This is a genomic window from Burkholderia pyrrocinia (genome assembly GCF_001028665.1).
GTDB lineage: Bacteria > Pseudomonadota > Gammaproteobacteria > Burkholderiales > Burkholderiaceae > Burkholderia > Burkholderia pyrrocinia.
This window is the reverse complement of record NZ_CP011504.1, coordinates 496,006-511,771: the sequence shown is the minus strand read 5'-3', so window position 1 is coordinate 511,771 and position 15,766 is coordinate 496,006. Positions and strand designations below refer to the sequence as shown.

The 15,766-nt window shown below is 65.7% G+C and carries 15 protein-coding genes and 1 pseudogene; 7 read left to right on the top strand and 9 right to left on the bottom strand.

Annotation, left to right across the window (positions count from 1 at the left end; all coding sequences use genetic code 11):
• Positions 1 to 230 precede the first annotated feature (230 nt).
• From ABD05_RS18530 to ABD05_RS18505, 6 genes are all read left to right on the top strand, one after another.
• The gene (locus tag ABD05_RS18530) at positions 231 to 1,121 is read left to right on the top strand and encodes an IclR family transcriptional regulator (protein ID WP_047901617.1); all 891 of its coding nucleotides are present in this window, start codon (positions 231 to 233) and stop codon (positions 1,119 to 1,121) included.
• Positions 1,122 to 1,422: 301 nt separating this feature from the next.
• Positions 1,423 to 2,547 (top strand): porin, encoded by a 1,125-nt coding sequence (locus ABD05_RS18525; RefSeq protein ID WP_047903636.1) that lies wholly within the window; start codon positions 1,423 to 1,425, stop codon positions 2,545 to 2,547.
• A 39-nt stretch (positions 2,548 to 2,586) separates the two neighbouring features.
• Positions 2,587 to 2,799 carry a DUF3311 domain-containing protein gene (locus ABD05_RS18520; protein ID WP_047901616.1) on the top strand — a complete coding sequence of 71 codons (213 nt, stop codon included), beginning with the start codon at positions 2,587 to 2,589 and terminating at the stop codon, positions 2,797 to 2,799.
• Positions 2,796 to 4,274, top strand: a complete 1,479-nt coding sequence (locus tag ABD05_RS18515) for a sodium:solute symporter family protein (RefSeq protein ID WP_047901615.1) — start codon at positions 2,796 to 2,798, stop codon at positions 4,272 to 4,274. Before ABD05_RS18520 ends, ABD05_RS18515 begins: the two co-directional genes overlap by 4 nt.
• A gap of 103 nt (positions 4,275 to 4,377) precedes the next feature.
• Complete coding sequence (locus ABD05_RS18510) at positions 4,378 to 5,850, top strand: amidohydrolase family protein (RefSeq protein WP_047901614.1); 1,473 nt, start codon at positions 4,378 to 4,380, stop codon at positions 5,848 to 5,850.
• Between the two features lie 130 nt (positions 5,851 to 5,980).
• The gene (locus ABD05_RS18505) at positions 5,981 to 6,364 is read left to right on the top strand and encodes a hypothetical protein (protein ID WP_047901613.1); all 384 of its coding nucleotides are present in this window, start codon (positions 5,981 to 5,983) and stop codon (positions 6,362 to 6,364) included.
• A gap of 163 nt (positions 6,365 to 6,527) precedes the next feature.
• Here ABD05_RS18505 and ABD05_RS38335 read toward each other — a convergent pair whose 3' ends face one another.
• On the bottom strand, positions 6,528 to 6,986 hold the full coding sequence (locus tag ABD05_RS38335) for a hypothetical protein (protein ID WP_047901612.1): 459 nt from the start codon (positions 6,984 to 6,986) through the stop codon (positions 6,528 to 6,530).
• A 403-nt stretch (positions 6,987 to 7,389) separates the two neighbouring features.
• Between ABD05_RS38335 and ABD05_RS18495 the strand changes: the two genes are divergently transcribed.
• The gene (locus tag ABD05_RS18495; RefSeq protein WP_047901611.1) at positions 7,390 to 8,688 is read left to right on the top strand and encodes an NAD(P)/FAD-dependent oxidoreductase; all 1,299 of its coding nucleotides are present in this window, start codon (positions 7,390 to 7,392) and stop codon (positions 8,686 to 8,688) included.
• A 279-nt stretch (positions 8,689 to 8,967) separates the two neighbouring features.
• On the opposite strand, the gene ABD05_RS18490 is transcribed toward ABD05_RS18495, so the two are convergent.
• The 8 genes and pseudogenes from ABD05_RS18490 to ABD05_RS18460 form a co-directional block, all read right to left on the bottom strand.
• Entirely contained in the window at positions 8,968 to 9,342 is a 375-nt protein-coding gene (locus ABD05_RS18490; RefSeq protein ID WP_047901610.1) for a copper resistance CopC family protein, read from the bottom strand.
• Between the two features lie 2 nt (positions 9,343 to 9,344).
• Positions 9,345 to 10,280: a hypothetical protein gene (locus ABD05_RS18485; RefSeq protein WP_047901609.1), complete on the bottom strand. Its 936-nt coding sequence runs from the start codon at positions 10,278 to 10,280 to the stop codon at positions 9,345 to 9,347.
• Between the two features lie 104 nt (positions 10,281 to 10,384).
• Positions 10,385 to 10,765: a DUF2946 domain-containing protein gene (locus tag ABD05_RS18480; protein WP_047901608.1), complete on the bottom strand. Its 381-nt coding sequence runs from the start codon at positions 10,763 to 10,765 to the stop codon at positions 10,385 to 10,387.
• A 299-nt stretch (positions 10,766 to 11,064) separates the two neighbouring features.
• Positions 11,065 to 11,835, bottom strand: coding sequence for an ABC transporter substrate-binding protein (locus tag ABD05_RS18475; RefSeq protein ID WP_047901607.1), 771 nt, complete (start codon positions 11,833 to 11,835; stop codon positions 11,065 to 11,067).
• A gap of 142 nt (positions 11,836 to 11,977) precedes the next feature.
• Entirely contained in the window at positions 11,978 to 13,207 is a 1,230-nt protein-coding gene (locus ABD05_RS18470; RefSeq protein WP_082146154.1) for a cyanate transporter, read from the bottom strand.
• A 156-nt stretch (positions 13,208 to 13,363) separates the two neighbouring features.
• Positions 13,364 to 13,572, bottom strand: a pseudogene (locus ABD05_RS36330) (LysR family transcriptional regulator); the annotation flags it as partial.
• A complete protein-coding gene (locus ABD05_RS18465; protein WP_047901606.1) occupies positions 13,573 to 14,958 on the bottom strand; it encodes an FAD-containing oxidoreductase in 1,386 nt (461 codons plus the stop codon).
• 229 nt (positions 14,959 to 15,187) lie between these two features.
• Entirely contained in the window at positions 15,188 to 15,766 is a 579-nt protein-coding gene (locus ABD05_RS18460) for a hypothetical protein (RefSeq protein WP_047901605.1), read from the bottom strand.

Below are 15,766 nucleotides of genomic sequence, written 5' to 3'. Positions count from 1 at the left end.
ATTTCGGAGCGTCAATTTCGAATTCTGCTGAACGGGATGAATTTCAGAAAAATTCCGTTGAACGGAACGGATTGGTGTATCGCGCGCAAATCGTTCCGATGGGTGAAGGGTGACCGGGCCGAGAAATGCACGCGTCAATCCCGTGCACACCCGGATGCCCGTGGAATTTCGGCCGGACGACAATGGCGGCTACCGTATTCCGTTCAATGAAATCATCGAGGAGAGCCGGCATGCAGGAACCCCTTTCGTCCGGAATGCCCGGCACGCCCGCCGCGCGCGCACCGGGCGCCGACGACGAAGCCGAACCGGCCGGCGCACCGGGCACCGGCATGCTGCAGCGCGCGTTCGCGATCCTGCGCGCGCTGGCCGGCATGCAGCAGGACGGCGTGCGCGTCACGCATCTCGCGAAGGCCGTCGGCCTCACGCAGGGCACCGCGCACCGGATCCTGCAATCGCTGATCGCCGAAGGGATGGTCGAGCAGGACGAGCAGTCGAAGCTGTACCGGCTGAGCGTCGATTTCTTCGCGCTCGCCGCGCTGGCCGGCAACCCGAGCAGCATGCGCACGCTGTGCCGCCCCGCGCTGCTGCGGCTGTGCGCGAGCCTCGGCGAGACGATCTTCCTGCTCGTGAAGAGCGGCTTCGACGCGGTGTGTCTCGACCTGTGCGAAGGGCCGTTCCCGATCCGCTCGTTTACCGGCGACATCGGCGGGCGCATCGCGCTCGGCGTCGGGCAGGGCAGCCTCGCGATCCTCGCGTTCCTGCCCGAAGCCGAACGCGAGGAAGTGATCCGCTTCAACGTGCCGCGCATCCGCGGCTACGGCGTGCTCGACGAGGTGTACCTGCGCACCGAGATCGAACGCGTGCGGCAGCTCGGCTACGCGGGCCGCAACAGCGGCGTGCTCGACGGGATGGCCGGCGTCGCGGTGCCGATCCTCGATCGCACCGGTTACCCGGTCGGCGCGCTGAGCGTCGGCACGCTCGCGTCGCGTCTCGGCGACGACCGGATGCCGATGGTCGTCGAACTGCTGCGGCGCCAGGCCGACGCGATCGGGCCGCGCACCAACCCGTTCGACGCCGCATTGCGGCGGCCGATGCACGGGCTATCCGGGAAAACCGCATAGGCGCGTCGAGCGTCGCCGTTTCGTCAGCTTGCTTACGCAAGCCATTCACGTCCGATCAAAGTGCGCCGCGTCCGGCGGACCTGCGCGCTTTCGTTTCTCTTGCAGGGGCGCACCTGCCCCGCGTTTTTCCCCTCCATTCGATTTTCAACTGCCGGCCAGTTGAACATTTCATTTCTTGATGTGATTGCGGCTGGATACCATCCAGCGACTGTCTATACAACCCGATCGGGACGCATGGGCACGACCGACAAAACACAACACAACATCGATGAGCAGGTTTGGAGCGGAGACGACGGAGATGATGCAAATGAAGGATGGGAAGACGGGCGCCGCAGCCGTGGGCGCCGCGATCGCGATGCTGTTCGCAGGCGCCGCGCATGCGCAGTCGACGGTGACGCTGTACGGGATCGTCGACGCGGGCGTGACCTACACGAACAACGCGAAGGGCCATTCGCTGTGGCAGTTCACGGGCGGCAACGAATCGGGCCCGCGCTGGGGCTTGATCGGTACCGAGGATCTCGGCGGCGGCCTGAAGGCGAACTTCCGGCTCGAGAACGGCTTCAACGTCGCGAACGGTGCGCTCGGGCAGGGCGGCCGGATGTTCGGGCGTTCGGCATGGGTCGGCCTGAGCGGCGCGAACTGGGGCGCGGTGACGCTCGGCCGCCAGTACAACTCGACGCAGGACATCCTCGGCTCGCTGCAGATGAGCAGCTTCCTCGCGCAGAACTCGACGCACCCGTTCGACAACGACGACATCAACAACACGTTCCGTCTCAACAACGCGGTCAAGTACGTGTCGCCGACTGTCGCCGGCCTGCAGGCGAACCTGGTGTACGGCTTCTCGAACTCGACGGGCTTCGCGAACGACAACAGCTGGAGCGCGGGCGTCACGTATGCGAACGGGCCGCTCAATGCGGGCGCCGCGTATGCGCGCGTGAATCATCCTGCGAGCAGTGCGACTGGCGCAGTTGATTCGGACAACTACTACCCGTCGTCGGCGTCGGTGTTCGGCGCGGGCCTGTCGAGCGCGGTGCGCCAGCAGATCTGGGGCGCGGGCGGCAGCTATGCGATCGGCGCGGCGACGCTCGGCCTGTTGTACACGGGCTCGAACTTCGGGCAGGCGACGGGCGGCGCGCTGCGCTTCAACAACTACGAAGGCAGCCTGCGCTACCTGGTGACGCCCGCGCTGATGGCCGCGGCCGGCTACACCTATACGAAGGTCGCGCGCGGCGGCGACAGCGGCCACTACCAGCAGGTGTCGGCCGGCGTGCAGTACCTGCTGTCCAAGCGCACCGACGTGTATGTGAACGGCTTCTACCAGAAGGCGTCGTCGTCGGTCGGGCACGCGTGGATCGACGGCACCGACAGCCCGTCGTCGACGACGTCGCAAGTGGCGGTGGTGGTCGGCATCCGCCAGAAGTTCTGATGTTCTGACGCGCTCGCGCGTCTTCCGGAGGAGACACTCATGAAATTCAAACTGTTGCTGGCAGCGTTGCCGTTCGTCGGGATGGTTGCGGGCGGCTCGCTCGCCGAGGGGCGGCCGCTGCTGTTCGGGCTGCCGTTCCTGCTCGTATGGAACCTGTTCTGGATGGCGGCGACGGCTGCGATCCTCGCGATCCTGTTCCATCTCGACGAGCGCGACGCGGCCCGCGACAGCCGCCCGGGAGACGCGCGATGAACGCTTCGATCGTCATCATCGCGGCGTTCGCCGTGTTCGCGCTCGCGATCGGCGTGATGGCGCGCCGCGGCCGCAAGCTCACGCTCGAACAGTGGGCGGTCGGCGGGCGCGGCTTCGGCTCGCTGCTCACGTTCCTGCTGATGGCCGGCGAGGCGTTCTCGACGTTCTCGTTCCTCGGCGCGAGCGGCTGGACCTACAGCAAGGGCGTGCCGGCGTTCTACATCCTGTCGTACGGCTGCCTCGCGTTCGTGATCGGCTACTGGATGCTGCCGGCGATCTGGCGTTACGCGAAGGAACACGGCCTCGTGTCGTTCGCCGATTACTTCGCGTCGAAGTACGACAGCCGTGCGATCGGTGTGCTGGTGTCCGTCGTCGCGGTGTTCGCGATGGTGTCGCTGCTGATGATCCAGTTGCGCGGGCTCGGCGTGATCGTGTCGGAGATGTCGTACGGGCTGATACCGCAGGCCGCCGCGATCTGGATCGCCGCGACGCTGATGGTCGTGTACATGGTCGTGTCGGGCATCCACGGTTCGGCGAGCATCGCGATCTTCAAGGACGTGCTGATCCTCGCGATCGCGATCTTCCTCGGCCTGTACCTGCCGATGCATTACTACGGCGGCCTCGGCGAGATGTTCGCGAGGATCGACGCCGCGCATCCCGAACTGCTGCGCATGCCCGAGCACGGCTTCAACCTCAGTTGGTACAACTCGACGATCCTGCTCACGTCGCTCGGCTACTACCTGTATCCGCACGGCTTCACCGCGATCTACGTCGCGAAGGACGAGCGCGCGCTGCGCCGCAACGTGATCCTGATGCCGCTGTACCAGGTGCTGATCGCGTTCCTGTTCCTCGTCGGTTTCGCGGCCGTGATGACCGTGCACGGGCTCGAAGGCGCGCAGACCGATCTCGCGCTGCTGCGCCTCGTGAAGCAGACGTTCCCCGCGTGGTTCGTCGGCATCGTCGGCGGCACGGGCCTGCTGACCGCGCTGGTGCCGGGCTCGCTGATCATGCTGAACGCGTCGACGACGATCGCGCGCAACATCTACCGCGAAGGCTTCGCGCCGAATGCGACGGACCGCGAGGTGACGCGCGTCGCGCGGATCGCGCTGCCGATCTTCACGCTGGTGGTCGTGTACTTCGTGCTGCGCGGGGGCGCGACCTTCGTCACGCTCGCGATCTTCTCGTCGAGCCTGCTCACGCAGCTCGTGCCGATGCTCGCATCGAGCTTCCTGAAGCGGCCGTTCGGCACGCGCGAAGGCGCGTTCGCTGGCATCGTCGCCGGCGCGATCGTGATCGCGATGACGAACTACTATGGCGTGACGCTCGTTTCGCTGTTCCCCGGCGCGTCGAGCACGCTGACGTCGATCAACCCCGGGCTCGTCGCGCTCGCGGTGAACGCGGTGGTATTCATCGCGATCAGCACGGTGCAGCGCAAGCTGAAGGCCCGTGTCGCGGCGCCGGTCGGTTCCGCGTGACCTTTGCTTCGCCATTTTGAGGTCAGGCCGCTGGGTAGTTGCCCGGCGGCTTTGCCGTTCGATGGCACCCCGAACAATCCGAACCAATACAGGACAATACGCGATGACTACCGAGGATAAACGCGAAGACCCGCGCGAAGCGATCGACATCCTGATCGCGAACGGCTGCGTGATCACGATGGACCCGCAGCGGCGCGTGATCGACAACGGCGCGGTTGCCGTGAAGGACGATCGCATCGTCGCAGTCGGCGGCACCGACGAGTTGCAGGCACGCTACCGCGCCACGCGTACGATCGACGCGCGCCGCAAGGCCGTGCTGCCGGGCCTGATCGATGCGCACGCGCATGCGGGCCACGCGATGCTGCGCACGATCGGCGGCGCGGACGGCGATGCATGGTCGGCCGCAGCCGAGACAATCTACACGCGCGCGTCGGACGAGGCATTCTGGGAAACCGAATCGCATCTCGCCGCGCTCGAACGGCTGAAGGCCGGCGTGACGACGGGCGTGTCGCTGCTCGGCGGCGGCAACTCGATCATGCGCGTCGACGATCCGGTCTACGCGCGGCGCCATTGCGACGCGGTCGTGCGCACCGGCACGCGCTCGATCGTCGCGGTCGGCCCGTCGCGTCCGCCCGCGCCGCGTGCTTACACGCGCCATACGCCGGACGGCAGCGACACGCGCGACATCGATTTCGACACGATGTACGACGTGTGCGAGAACATCGTCGACGCGTGCCACGGCGACGCCGACGGCCGGATCAGGATCGCGCTCACGCTGCCCGTATACGGCCCCGAGCACGACCCGGAACTCGCGCAGTATGAGCGCGACTTCCGCGACCAGGCCGCGTGCTACGGCGCGCTTGCACGCGAGCGCGGGCTGACGTTCACGCAGGACGGCCATCGCGCGGGCACGCTCGCGTTCGCGCATCGCGAGCTCGGGCTGCTCGGCCCGACGTCGTTCATGTCGCACAGCATCGACCTGACCGACGACGACATCGCGGCGTGCGTGGAAACCGGCACCGCGATCGTCCACAACCCGAGCGCGATCATGTCGATCATCGGGCGCTGCCCGGTGCCCGAGCTGATCGATGCGGGCGTGACGGTGGCGATCGCGTCGGACGGCGCGGCGCCCGATCGCGGCTACGACATGTTCCGCCACATGTGGCAGTGCATGCACTACCACCGCCGGCATTTCCGCGACCCGGACGTGCTGCCGCACGGCAAGGTGCTGGAGATGGTGACGATCGATGGGGCGAAAGCGCTGTCGATCGATCGCGAAGTCGGTTCGCTCGAAGCCGGCAAGCTCGCCGACATCATCCTCGTCGACCTGTTCCGGCCGCACATGATGCCGATGAACATGCCTGTGTATCGCGTGACGTGCTTCGCGAACGCGGCCGATGTGTGCATGACGATGGTCGGCGGGCGCGTGTTGATGGACGATCGGAAGGTGTTGTCGGTCGATGAGAATGCGATTCTCGAGCGCGTGAACGAAGTCGCGGAAGTCATGATCGAACGCAGCGGGTTGCGTCATCTGCTCGACGAGCCGGTGACGCTGTGGGGGCGGAGTCACTACTGATCCGATCGATCGCTGCGCCGACGGCGGTCCGCGTGTGAGGATTTCGTCAGCCCCGGGCAACGCAACAATGCCGATGGTTGGCCGGCGGCGGACATGCTAGGATTTCTCTCAAACAACTCCGGAGACTGCTATGCCGTTCATCTGCGAAAACGTTGAATGTCGTGCCGTACTGGCTCGCGGGCAGGTCAGGTCCAGGCAAGAGGACGACGGGTGGTGCTTCTACTGCCCCGACTGCAATGCGAGGAACGAGTTGAAGGATATCGGTGTACCTGGCGGTCCTGTCGAGCTGGTTCAGCCGGAAAGGCCGAATCTTCCGCACAAGGTCATCGCCACGGCCCGACCATTGGAGGACGGCAGATACGCAGCGCAATTGCGCGTTCAGCGGGCACTCGGCGTGAAAGGAACGTACGCGGCCGAAGAGCACTGGGAGCAGCTCGGCGTGTTCCCGGACGCGCAAGAGGCCGTCGCGCATGCGAAGTCTTTCGCAACGGAACTGCTGGAACGAACAGCCTAGTCGCGAGCGGCACGCTGGCTTGCGCGATACCTGGCCATGCGCGGATCGGTACGGGAGGCCCACGACCGTGCGTCCGCGCGACATGCCGGTGCTGTGCTGCATGCGCAAACGGGTGCCTCATCCCGCCGAATACCCCGCCAAACCAGAGGTGACTAGCCTCGATTCACGCAGCACCACTGGCAGCGAGCTTGACGAATAGTCTGGCTGCTTCGTTGCCATGGGACAAGGCGCGCAGCGCAAGGGCGAGCGCCAGCTGTGCGTCGTGGGTGGCGGCGCTTCGATCCTGCTCGAAGAGCTTGACGGCGTGGCGCATATGCTGCGCCGCTTGCGTGTGAAGTTCGACGGCCGCCGCATGAAGTTTGGCCACGTCCGCGGCACTTGCGGCCGAGCCGGTCGATGATGGTGTTGTTGACGGCGTATTGGCACCGTGCGCGCCGGCGTCGTGTGCCTGATCGATCGCATGCAACGTGTGACCGTGAGCCATCATCGCCTGATGTGCGGCGTGGGCGAAGTCCTTGCCGTCCTCGAAATGCCGCGATGCCTCGCGGTGATATCGCGCGGCCTGCTCGTGGTGCGACGCCGCGGCTTCCAGATGCCCTTTCTTGCTGTGCTTCGTGTTCATGCCGGCTCCAGTGCAACTTCATGACTGACTCGGATGGCGACCGATTCGAAGACACGGTGGCAGGTCGCAACGACGTTCTAATCTACACGCACTTGCGCATTGTGTGGCATTTGCGTGTCGCGAGGCATCGGCATCGCGTTCGGCCTGCTTTTGCACCGGGTTGTTGGGGTGGCCATGCATAGTACTATCCGTTAAGGCACGCTGTCTGGAACCTGTCGGACTGCTTGCAATTGCATCGACCAGGAAAAAAATGCCGAGCCGGGCCACTGAATCTCCGTGCACCCCTTCGGCGGTTTCGCACGCCAGACAGGCAAGCACCTTCCAATGACACGATGATTCCCGAAATCAGCCATCGCATTTTTGCTTTGGTCCATGGATACGCAATTTTTTGGAAGCCAGCGCAATGAACTCATCGACAAGCGATTCGAGCCGGCCTGACGTGCTGATCATCGGCGGCGGGCCCGCCGGTGCGACGGCGGCGGCCTTCCTGACGATGAAAGGACGCAACGTCGTGCTCGTGGAGAAGGAAGCCCATCCGCGCTTCCATATCGGCGAAAGCCTGCTGCCACGTAACCTCGACATATTCGAGCGGCTCGGTGTTCTGGAGCAGGTACGCGAGATCGGTGTCCATAAGCCGGGTGCGGAGTTCGTCTCCGACCGTACGGGGCGCAGCTGCGCGTTTCCGTTCGGAAACGCACTGAATCGAGACCGTACGCACGCGTGGCAAGTGCGGCGTGCGGACCTCGATGCGTTGTTGTTCAGACACGCCGCCGCGTGCGGAGCCGAGTGTGTCGAGCGTACTCGTGTCACGAACATCAAGCTGGACGATACCGGCGGACGTCACGTCGTGTCCGCGCAGGACGAATCGGGCAGCACCCGCGAATGGCATCCGCGCTACGTGCTCGACGCTTCGGGCCGCGATACGTTTCTCGCGTCGCGGATGAAGGTCAAGACCTCGAACAAGTACAACAACACGGCGGCCGTTTATGCGCATTTCACTGGCGTAGAGCGTCGTGAAGGCGAACTCGCGGGCTACATCAGCATTCATCTTGCGGAGGATGGGTGGTTCTGGCTGATCCCGCTCCCCGATGACACAATGAGCATCGGCTTTGTCGGCGATCAATCGGCGTGGAAAGGGCGCAAGGGAACGCCGACCGAACTGCTGACCGAGCGTATCGCTTCGAGCCCGACCGTCGCGGCTCGCACGCAAGGCGCACAGCGCGTATCGGACGTCTACAGCACGGCCAATTACAGCTATCGCGCCAGCGAGGGCAACGGTAACGGTTTTCTGATGATCGGCGATGCCTACGGATTCGTCGATCCGATGTTCTCGACAGGCGTATTGATGGCGATGACCGGCGGAGAACTCGGCGCGGAGGCCGCCCATGTGTGGCTCGACGATCCGGTACGAGGAAAGAAGCTTGCGCAAGCCGCCGGCCGAGAGCTGACAGAGGCAATGGATCGGATCAGTTGGCTGATCTATCGAGTGAACGATCCTGTCATGCGTACGCTTTTCATGGCACCGTCCAATCGTTTGTGGATGCGAGACGGCGTCGTCAATCTGCTGGCAGGAAATCTCCGGGGGAGCTGGCGCGCCGCACTGCCGGTGATGTGCTTCAAGGCTGTGTATCACGTGCTCTCGGCACTGCACCGCCGTGGAGTCGAGATTTCGCTGCCGGAGACGCCCGCGCCTGGAATCTGACCGGACCGGATGCCCGGACCCGCTCGGTAGCGACCGCTTGCCGATCGCATATCGGACGTTGTCGAAAGCATCGGCGACGGACTGCAACGGGTCGTCAAGCGACGTCCACCACAATCCACGAAGCATTTCTTGCATCGGCGAGCCAGTTGCCGGAAACGAAGAAGGGGCGTCGCGCGCTAATGCACGACGCCCCTTCGCGTTTTCAGTTGCAGATGCCGAACGAGAAAAACTTGTTCGCGACTGCTGCTGCGATCGATGCATGAACCGTCGGCAGGTCCATTACTTCACCTTGAACGAATAGTCGCCGTGTGTGCGATGTCCGTCCGACGCGACTGCGACCCAATGCACCGTGTACGTGTCGGGCGGCAACGTTGGCAGCGCGACATGTATCGACTTCCTGTCGTTCGGATCGACTTCGGCCTTGGCAGTATTCACCTGTTTGCCATTCGAACTGCTGACGTTCAGCGAACTGAACGCAGGTTCGAGGGGGCCGTCGAACTCGATCGCCACGCGTGCCGGCGCCGCCACTTCGGCTCCCGCCGACGGTGACTGATGGTGCGGAAACACATGCGCGAATGCCATCGGCGCGATCGAGATACCTGTGGCGATGGCTGCTGCGCGCAAGCCGTGACGAAGTCGCTTGAGTGCTGGCATGGCTATTCCCCTTTGCCGAAAAATGGCTTGCCGAGCGAGCGGGGCATCACGTCGTCCAGGAACAGGTGTGCCTGAAACAGGACGCCGACGCCCTTTCCGCTTGCATGGTTGACAGGAATGACCGCTTCGGCGCCAAACTGGCCCCATCGGTTGAGCCAGAGCAGGCCGGGATTGATGCTGCCGGTCGTATGTCCCGAACAGGGGCCGCCTGTACAGGTGCTCATCGGGAACTCGACGACCGGGATCAGGTTGCTGAACGGTGCCTTGAGCCCCACGTCCTGCACGAAATTCTGCAGATACGGCAGGCTGTATTGCACGGTGACGCCCCAGCTCAACGAATCCGGGTCGGTGTTGTTCAGCGTCAGGCGCGGACCGATGGTCCCGGTGATCGCGAGCGGCTTCAGATACTTCAGGCTATCCGGCAAATCGCCGAATCCCTTGCCGACGTATAGCGTCGGCGTGATCGCCGAGTGTGGGTCGGCGATCGACCTTGATCCGGTGCCGCCCAGTTCCGCAACCGCGCCAACGGAGGCCATGAACTCGTGTTTTTCGTTGACGTAGAAGCGGTATTTGACACCGATCGCGAAGTTGTCGAATCCGCGGGCCGAACCGCCATTCGGCACGTTGACGTTGACGTAGGTTCCCACCACTGACAGGGCGAAACTGGGCGTGATCAGTTTGTCCCACTCGAGCGTCGTCGTGTTGGTGTTCTGCTCGTCGCCATCGTCGGTCAGCGATTTGACATGGCCGAATTCGAGATTGACTTCGTCGCCGACACCGGGGTCGTCGACCGCCATCGTCGCCGGGAAAACCCGGTTACCGGCGATCGCGTGCGCCGATGCAAGCGATGGAAACAGAAGCGGGATGGCGATAGTGGCCGGAGCAATGAGGGCCGCAAGCATCGGCATACTGCCGCGTGCAGGAATGAGGGTGCGCATGATTTGATCCTTGCGAGAGGCGCTGATGTGCTCGCGAGCCTGTCAAAAGACGCGCGAGGACATGGCGATGCAATGACACCTGCATCGCCGTCGGGCTGACTCAATCAGGATGAAAACGGGGGCGCACGCGGCTGGGCCGCAGTGAAGTGGAAAACGCTGTGGGGTGTCTGAAACGCTGGCGCCGACGTGGGATGAACCGGCCAATCCGTCGGCACGAACCCCGAGGTCCCGCCCAGTAACGCGGGCATGTCGGCAAGCAGTCCGCAATATGCGCATGCCTGCCAGTGGACCGCCTTCTCGGGCAGCGACGCGTGGTCGGGGCCCGCAACGTCCGCGCCGTTCTGCGCGGTACAGAACGCGCCGGATACAGCGTCGAATTGCCGCTCGGACGAAAGGCTTTGCGATATCGTCGGCGCGAGCGTCGCCATCAGGATTGCAAGCAATCCCAGGATGCTGCCTATCCTCCTGCGAAACAGGGCTGACATGATTTTGGTGGAATCGCACGCTCGTCGGCACGTTGCGGGGAGTATGGCATAGGCACCGGATGGTCCAGATGGGGAAGTTCCCTACTTATGTGTGGGCATCGGGAGGTGCTTCGCGCCGGTTCGGACTATTCGCCGGCGCCTGCCTTTGCAGCGTGCGACCGGCTGCCTGGGGTCGACAAGCGACACCTGCGGCAATCCGCGAAGCACTTCTTGCATCGACGATTCAGTTGCCGGAAAGGAAGTGGAGGCGTCGCGTGTCGATGCGCGACACCCCTTCGCGTTTTCCGCCGGCTGCCTCGTCAGTTATAGATGTCGAACGAGAAATACTTCTTCGCGATCCGCTGATACGTCCCATCCTGAATCAGGCTCGCCAGCGCCTGGTTGATCTGCGTGCGCAGCGCGTCGTCATCCTTGCGCACGCCGATTGCCGAGCCCACGCCGAGCGTCTTCGGATCATGCAACGCCGGCCCGGCGAACTCGAAGTTCGCGCCCTTCGCGGTTTTCAGGAACCCGAGATCGGCCTGCACCGACGACTGCAGCGACGCATCGAGCCGGCCCGACAACAGATCCTGATACACGAGATCCTGCGTCTGGTACGTGCGGACGATCACGCCCTTCGGTTCCCAGTACGTGCGCGCATAGCTCTCCTGCGTCGAACCCTGCTCGACGCCGACGCTCTTGCCCTGCAGCGACTCGGGCGTCGGCTGCAGGTTCGAGCCGCGCCGCGCGACGAGGCGCGGCGGCACGTTGTTGATCTTGTCGGTGAACGCGATCTGCGCGAGCCGCTTTTCGGTCACGCTCATCGACGACAGCACGCCGTCGAACTTGCGCGCCTTCAGCGCCGGGATCATCCCGTCGAATGCGTTCTCGACCCACACGCAGCGCACCTTCATCCGTTCGCAGATCGCGTTGCCGAGGTCGATGTCGAAGCCGACGAGCTTGCCGTCGGGCGCGAGCGATTCGAACGGCGCGTAGCTGGGATCCACGCCGAGGCGCAGCACCGCCGGGTCTTTCGCGGCGGCGGCGCCTGCCGTCAGCGCGAGCGCGACGGCCAGAACGAGCTTTTTCATTACTGTCTCCAATACCGATTGATGTTGTATGTCGTGAAGCGAACGAGCGGCCGATGGGCGTGACTGCCCGCGCCCGGCCATGCGCGGGCGGCTGGACCATCGCCGGAAGCGGCCGGCGATGGTCCCGATCAGGGCATGCGGTTCAGTGAACGGTGCGGGTGATGCGCGCCATGCTGGGCCGGTAGCCGGCGGGCGAGAACGCGGCGTTCAGCGCGGCCATCGCCACGATCACGGCGATATGCATCCACCACGCGATCGCGAAGCCGCCGCCCGCGTCGCGCAGCCAGCCGATCAGCCAGGGGCTCGCCGCGACGGTCAGGAAACCGACGCCCTGAACGAAGGCCGCGAGCGCGCCGGCGAGCCGCGCGTCGGGCAGGTGGTCGAGCGTGACGATCAGGCTCATCGAGAAGAAGCCGCCGAGACCGAGGCCGACGCACGCGACCCAGAGCCACGGCGCGGACGCGGGCAGCGTCGCGAACCCGGCGAAGCCGGCCGCCTGCAGCGCGAGCGTGAGCCACAGCACGTTGCGACGGTCGGGCGACCGTTTCGCAAACATCGGCATCGCGAGCGCGCCGATCGCCTGGAACAGCGCCATCCACGCGAGCAGGTTGCCGCTCGCCTGAGGGCTCATGCCGACGCTGCGGTAGAACGCGGGCAGCCATGCGACGAGGCTCGCGTAGCCGCTGTTGCTGAGGCCGAAGAACAGCGCGAGCTGCCATGCGCGCGGAATGCGTGCGAACGCGGTGATCGGCGCCGATGCGGCCGTCGCATGCACGGCGTCGCGTGGCGCTTTCGTGCGCCACAGCGCGAGCGTGACGAGCGCGGGCACGGCCCATACGGCGAGCGCGAGATGCCAGCCGCCGTGCGCCGCGAGCCACGGCGCCGCGACCGCGCCGAATGTGCCGCCGCCGACCAGCGCGGCCGAATAGAGGCCCATCGCGAGCGGCAGCCGGTCGACGAACCAGCGTTTCGCGAGGCCCGGCACGAGCGCCTGGACGACGGCGACGCCGGCGCCCGCGACGATCGCGGTCGCGATCAGGCCCGCGCTGCCGCCGGTCCACAGGCGCGCCGTGCAGCCGGCCGCGATCAGCGCCAGCGCGGCGGTCAGCGCGCGTTTCTCACCGAAGTGCCGCGCGAGCCCGACTCCGACCCCGGCGACGACGCCCATCAGCACGAACGGCAACGTGGTCAGCAGCGCGGCCGCGCGAAAGCCGAGGCCTGTGTCGGCACGCACGACGTCGAGCACGGGGCCGAACGCGGTCAGGAACGGACGCAGGTTGAGGCCGGCCAGCACCAGCAGCGCGAGCGCGCCATAGGACACGGAAGCCGCGTGCGGGCGGTGTACGGCTTGCGCGGTGCCGGGGTCGGTCATCGGGATGCTCCAGGAAGGGGCCGGTGGCCCAAAGATGCGATGCCGAAAGGGTAAGCGCGCGCTACGCCAGGTGAAAATTAAATATTCGACTGGGAATCAGTGCGGTTTGCGATGGGTTGCGCGCAGCGATGGGGCCGGATGGGCGCGGCTGTCCATGCGCGCGACCATGCTCGAATCCTTCAGCGTGCCGGCCCGCGTGACGCAGTCGATGCCTGCGCCGATCAGGTCGGCCGGCCGGTCGCTTGCGCCGAGCACGAACTCGATCTGCGATAGCGCTGCCGGGAGTCGGGCAGCGCCGGAATGACGACCGTCTTCGCGAGCGCGCCCGCGATGTCGAGCCGCAGTGGGCTCGTCGGCGTCGCGCGTCATTCGACCGGATGCAGATCCTGCAGCAGCGTCGGCACGAGTTCCGACACGGTCGGGTGGATGTGCATCGCGCGGCTGATCGTCGTGTACGGCGCGCCCGCGGCCATCACGTCGAGCATTTCGTGCACGACCTCGTCGCCCGTTACGCCGAGGATCGACGCGCCGAGGATCGCGTGGCTGTCAGCATCGACGATCACCTTCATGAAACCCTGGCTTTCGCCTTTTTCGACCGCGCGGCCGACGCGCGTCATCGGGCGCGTGCCGACCAGCAGCCTGCGGCCCGTCTGCTTCGCTTCCGCGAGCGTCATGCCGACGCGGCCGAGCGGCGGATCGATATACATCGCGTAAGCCGTGATGCGGTCGGACACCTTGCGCGGATCGTCGTCGAGCAGGTTGGCCGCGACGATCTCGTAGTCGTTGTACGCGGTGTGCGTGAACGCGCCGCGCCCGTTGCAGTCGCCGAGCGCCCAGATGCCCGGCACGTTCGTGCGCAACTGTTCGTCGACGGTGATATAGCCGCGCGCATCGGTCGCGACACCCGCACGGTCGAGCCCGAGATCGTCGGTGTTCGGCACGCGGCCGACCGCGAGCAGCAGGTGCGAGCCCGCGACCTCGCGGCCGCCGCCCGCGCAATCGAGGCCGATCACGATGCCGTCGCCGTCGCCGTCGCGCCGCGCGCTCAGGCAGTTCGCGTCGAGCTGCACGTCGATCCCTTCGTTTTCGAGGATCTCGCGCACGGCTTGCGACACGTCGTCGTCCTCGCGGCGGATCAGACGCGAGCCCTTCTCGACGATCGTGACCTTCGACCCGAAGCGGCGGTACATCTGGCCGAATTCGAGCCCGACGTAGCTGCCGCCGACGATCACGAGATGCTCGGGCAGGAAGTCGACGTCCATCATCGTCGAGTTGGTCAGGTACGGCACCGAGTCGAGGCCCGGCATCGCCGGCACCTGCGCGCGTCCGCCGACGTTGATGAAGATGCGTCCGGCTTCGAGCAGTTCGTCGCCCACGCGCACCGCGTCGGCGCTCTCGAAGCGGGCATGACCCTGGAATACGGTCGTGTTCGCGAGGCCGCGTACCCATTGTTCGACGCCGTGGTTCGAGCGGCCGGAGATCTGGTCCTTGCGCGCCTTCACGGCTTTCATGTCGACGGTGACGGGGCCGCCGACCGACACGCCGTATTCGCCGGCGCGCCGCGCGATTTGCGCGGCATACGCGCTCGCGATCAGCGTCTTGGTCGGGATGCAGCCGGTGTTCACGCAGGTGCCGCCGAAGCGGCCGCGTTCGACGATCGCGACTTTCAGCCCGGCGGCGGACAGCCGCGCGGCGAGCGGCGGGCCGGCTTGCCCGGTGCCGATGACAATCGCATCGAAGTGTTGCGTCATGACGTCCTCCTGTGCGGGTTCTACGACGGAAGGCGTGAGGGCGAGCCGCGTGCGGCGGCGGCGCACGGTCGCGCGACGGCGAGCGCTTATGGTAGTCCTGTTGGCGTACGCTCGCGAGCACCGGAAGGACGGGCGACGCGGGGAGTGCGACGGACGGGCCGCGCACCGGTGTGCGCGCAAGGCGGTCGGCATGCGACCCAACCGGTCGCAGCGCGTTGCGCCGGTCGCTTCAGTCCTTGCGTTTCCATTGACCGAACGAAACCGGCCGGTGCGCGTCGGCACGCGTGACGGTCACGTGGTCGGGCTTGTCGTCGAGCGGAAACGATACGGTGACGATCTGGTTCGAAAATACCCAGCCGCGCGTGCGCGAGTCGTAGCGGAACGTCACGTAGTCGGTCCAGTGCTGCCCGCACGCGACGAAGTTCTGCACGGTGAAATAGCGGCCTTTCACCGAGAGGCCGTTGACGCCGGCGTCTTCGGGATCGAACGGATCGCACTGGCCGCCGTCGTTCGCGCGCAGGACGATCTGGTCGTTGCGCGCGGCAAGCCGGAACGCGTGGTCGGGCTGTTCCTCGTAGATCAGCAGCGGGCGCGGCGACGGCTGTTCGCGCGTATCGACCGCACGATGCACGACGACGAGAAAGCTGTGCCGTCCGTTGCCGAGATCGGGCCCGGCTTGCGCGAGCAGCGGCTGGTAGCCGGGCGGCAGTTGCGTCTCGATCGACTTCGGCAGTGCGTCGGCGCGGGCGCCGGCGGGCAGTGCCGCAAGCAGCGGGAGCAGCAGGAGGGACAGGCGGAGAACGCGCAT

Coding starts and splice junctions, on each gene's coding strand:
- ABD05_RS18475 (WP_047901607.1), bottom strand. CDS start 11,835: ATGAAAAAGCTCGTTCTGGCCGTCGCGCTCGCGCTGACGGCAGGCGCC.
- ABD05_RS18460 (WP_047901605.1), bottom strand. CDS start 15,766: ATGCGCGTTCTCCGCCTGTCCCTCCTGCTGCTCCCGCTGCTTGCGGCA.
- ABD05_RS18520 (WP_047901616.1), top strand. CDS start 2,587: ATGAAATTCAAACTGTTGCTGGCAGCGTTGCCGTTCGTCGGGATGGTT.
- ABD05_RS18485 (WP_047901609.1), bottom strand. CDS start 10,280: ATGCGCACCCTCATTCCTGCACGCGGCAGTATGCCGATGCTTGCGGCC.
- ABD05_RS18515 (WP_047901615.1), top strand. CDS start 2,796: ATGAACGCTTCGATCGTCATCATCGCGGCGTTCGCCGTGTTCGCGCTC.
- ABD05_RS18530 (WP_047901617.1), top strand. CDS start 231: ATGCAGGAACCCCTTTCGTCCGGAATGCCCGGCACGCCCGCCGCGCGC.
- ABD05_RS38335 (WP_047901612.1), bottom strand. CDS start 6,986: ATGAACACGAAGCACAGCAAGAAAGGGCATCTGGAAGCCGCGGCGTCG.
- ABD05_RS18505 (WP_047901613.1), top strand. CDS start 5,981: ATGCCGTTCATCTGCGAAAACGTTGAATGTCGTGCCGTACTGGCTCGC.
- ABD05_RS18525 (WP_047903636.1), top strand. CDS start 1,423: ATGCAAATGAAGGATGGGAAGACGGGCGCCGCAGCCGTGGGCGCCGCG.
- ABD05_RS18490 (WP_047901610.1), bottom strand. CDS start 9,342: ATGCCAGCACTCAAGCGACTTCGTCACGGCTTGCGCGCAGCAGCCATC.
- ABD05_RS18510 (WP_047901614.1), top strand. CDS start 4,378: ATGACTACCGAGGATAAACGCGAAGACCCGCGCGAAGCGATCGACATC.
- ABD05_RS18495 (WP_047901611.1), top strand. CDS start 7,390: ATGAACTCATCGACAAGCGATTCGAGCCGGCCTGACGTGCTGATCATC.
- ABD05_RS18470 (WP_082146154.1), bottom strand. CDS start 13,207: ATGACCGACCCCGGCACCGCGCAAGCCGTACACCGCCCGCACGCGGCT.
- ABD05_RS18480 (WP_047901608.1), bottom strand. CDS start 10,765: ATGTCAGCCCTGTTTCGCAGGAGGATAGGCAGCATCCTGGGATTGCTT.
- ABD05_RS18465 (WP_047901606.1), bottom strand. CDS start 14,958: ATGACGCAACACTTCGATGCGATTGTCATCGGCACCGGGCAAGCCGGC.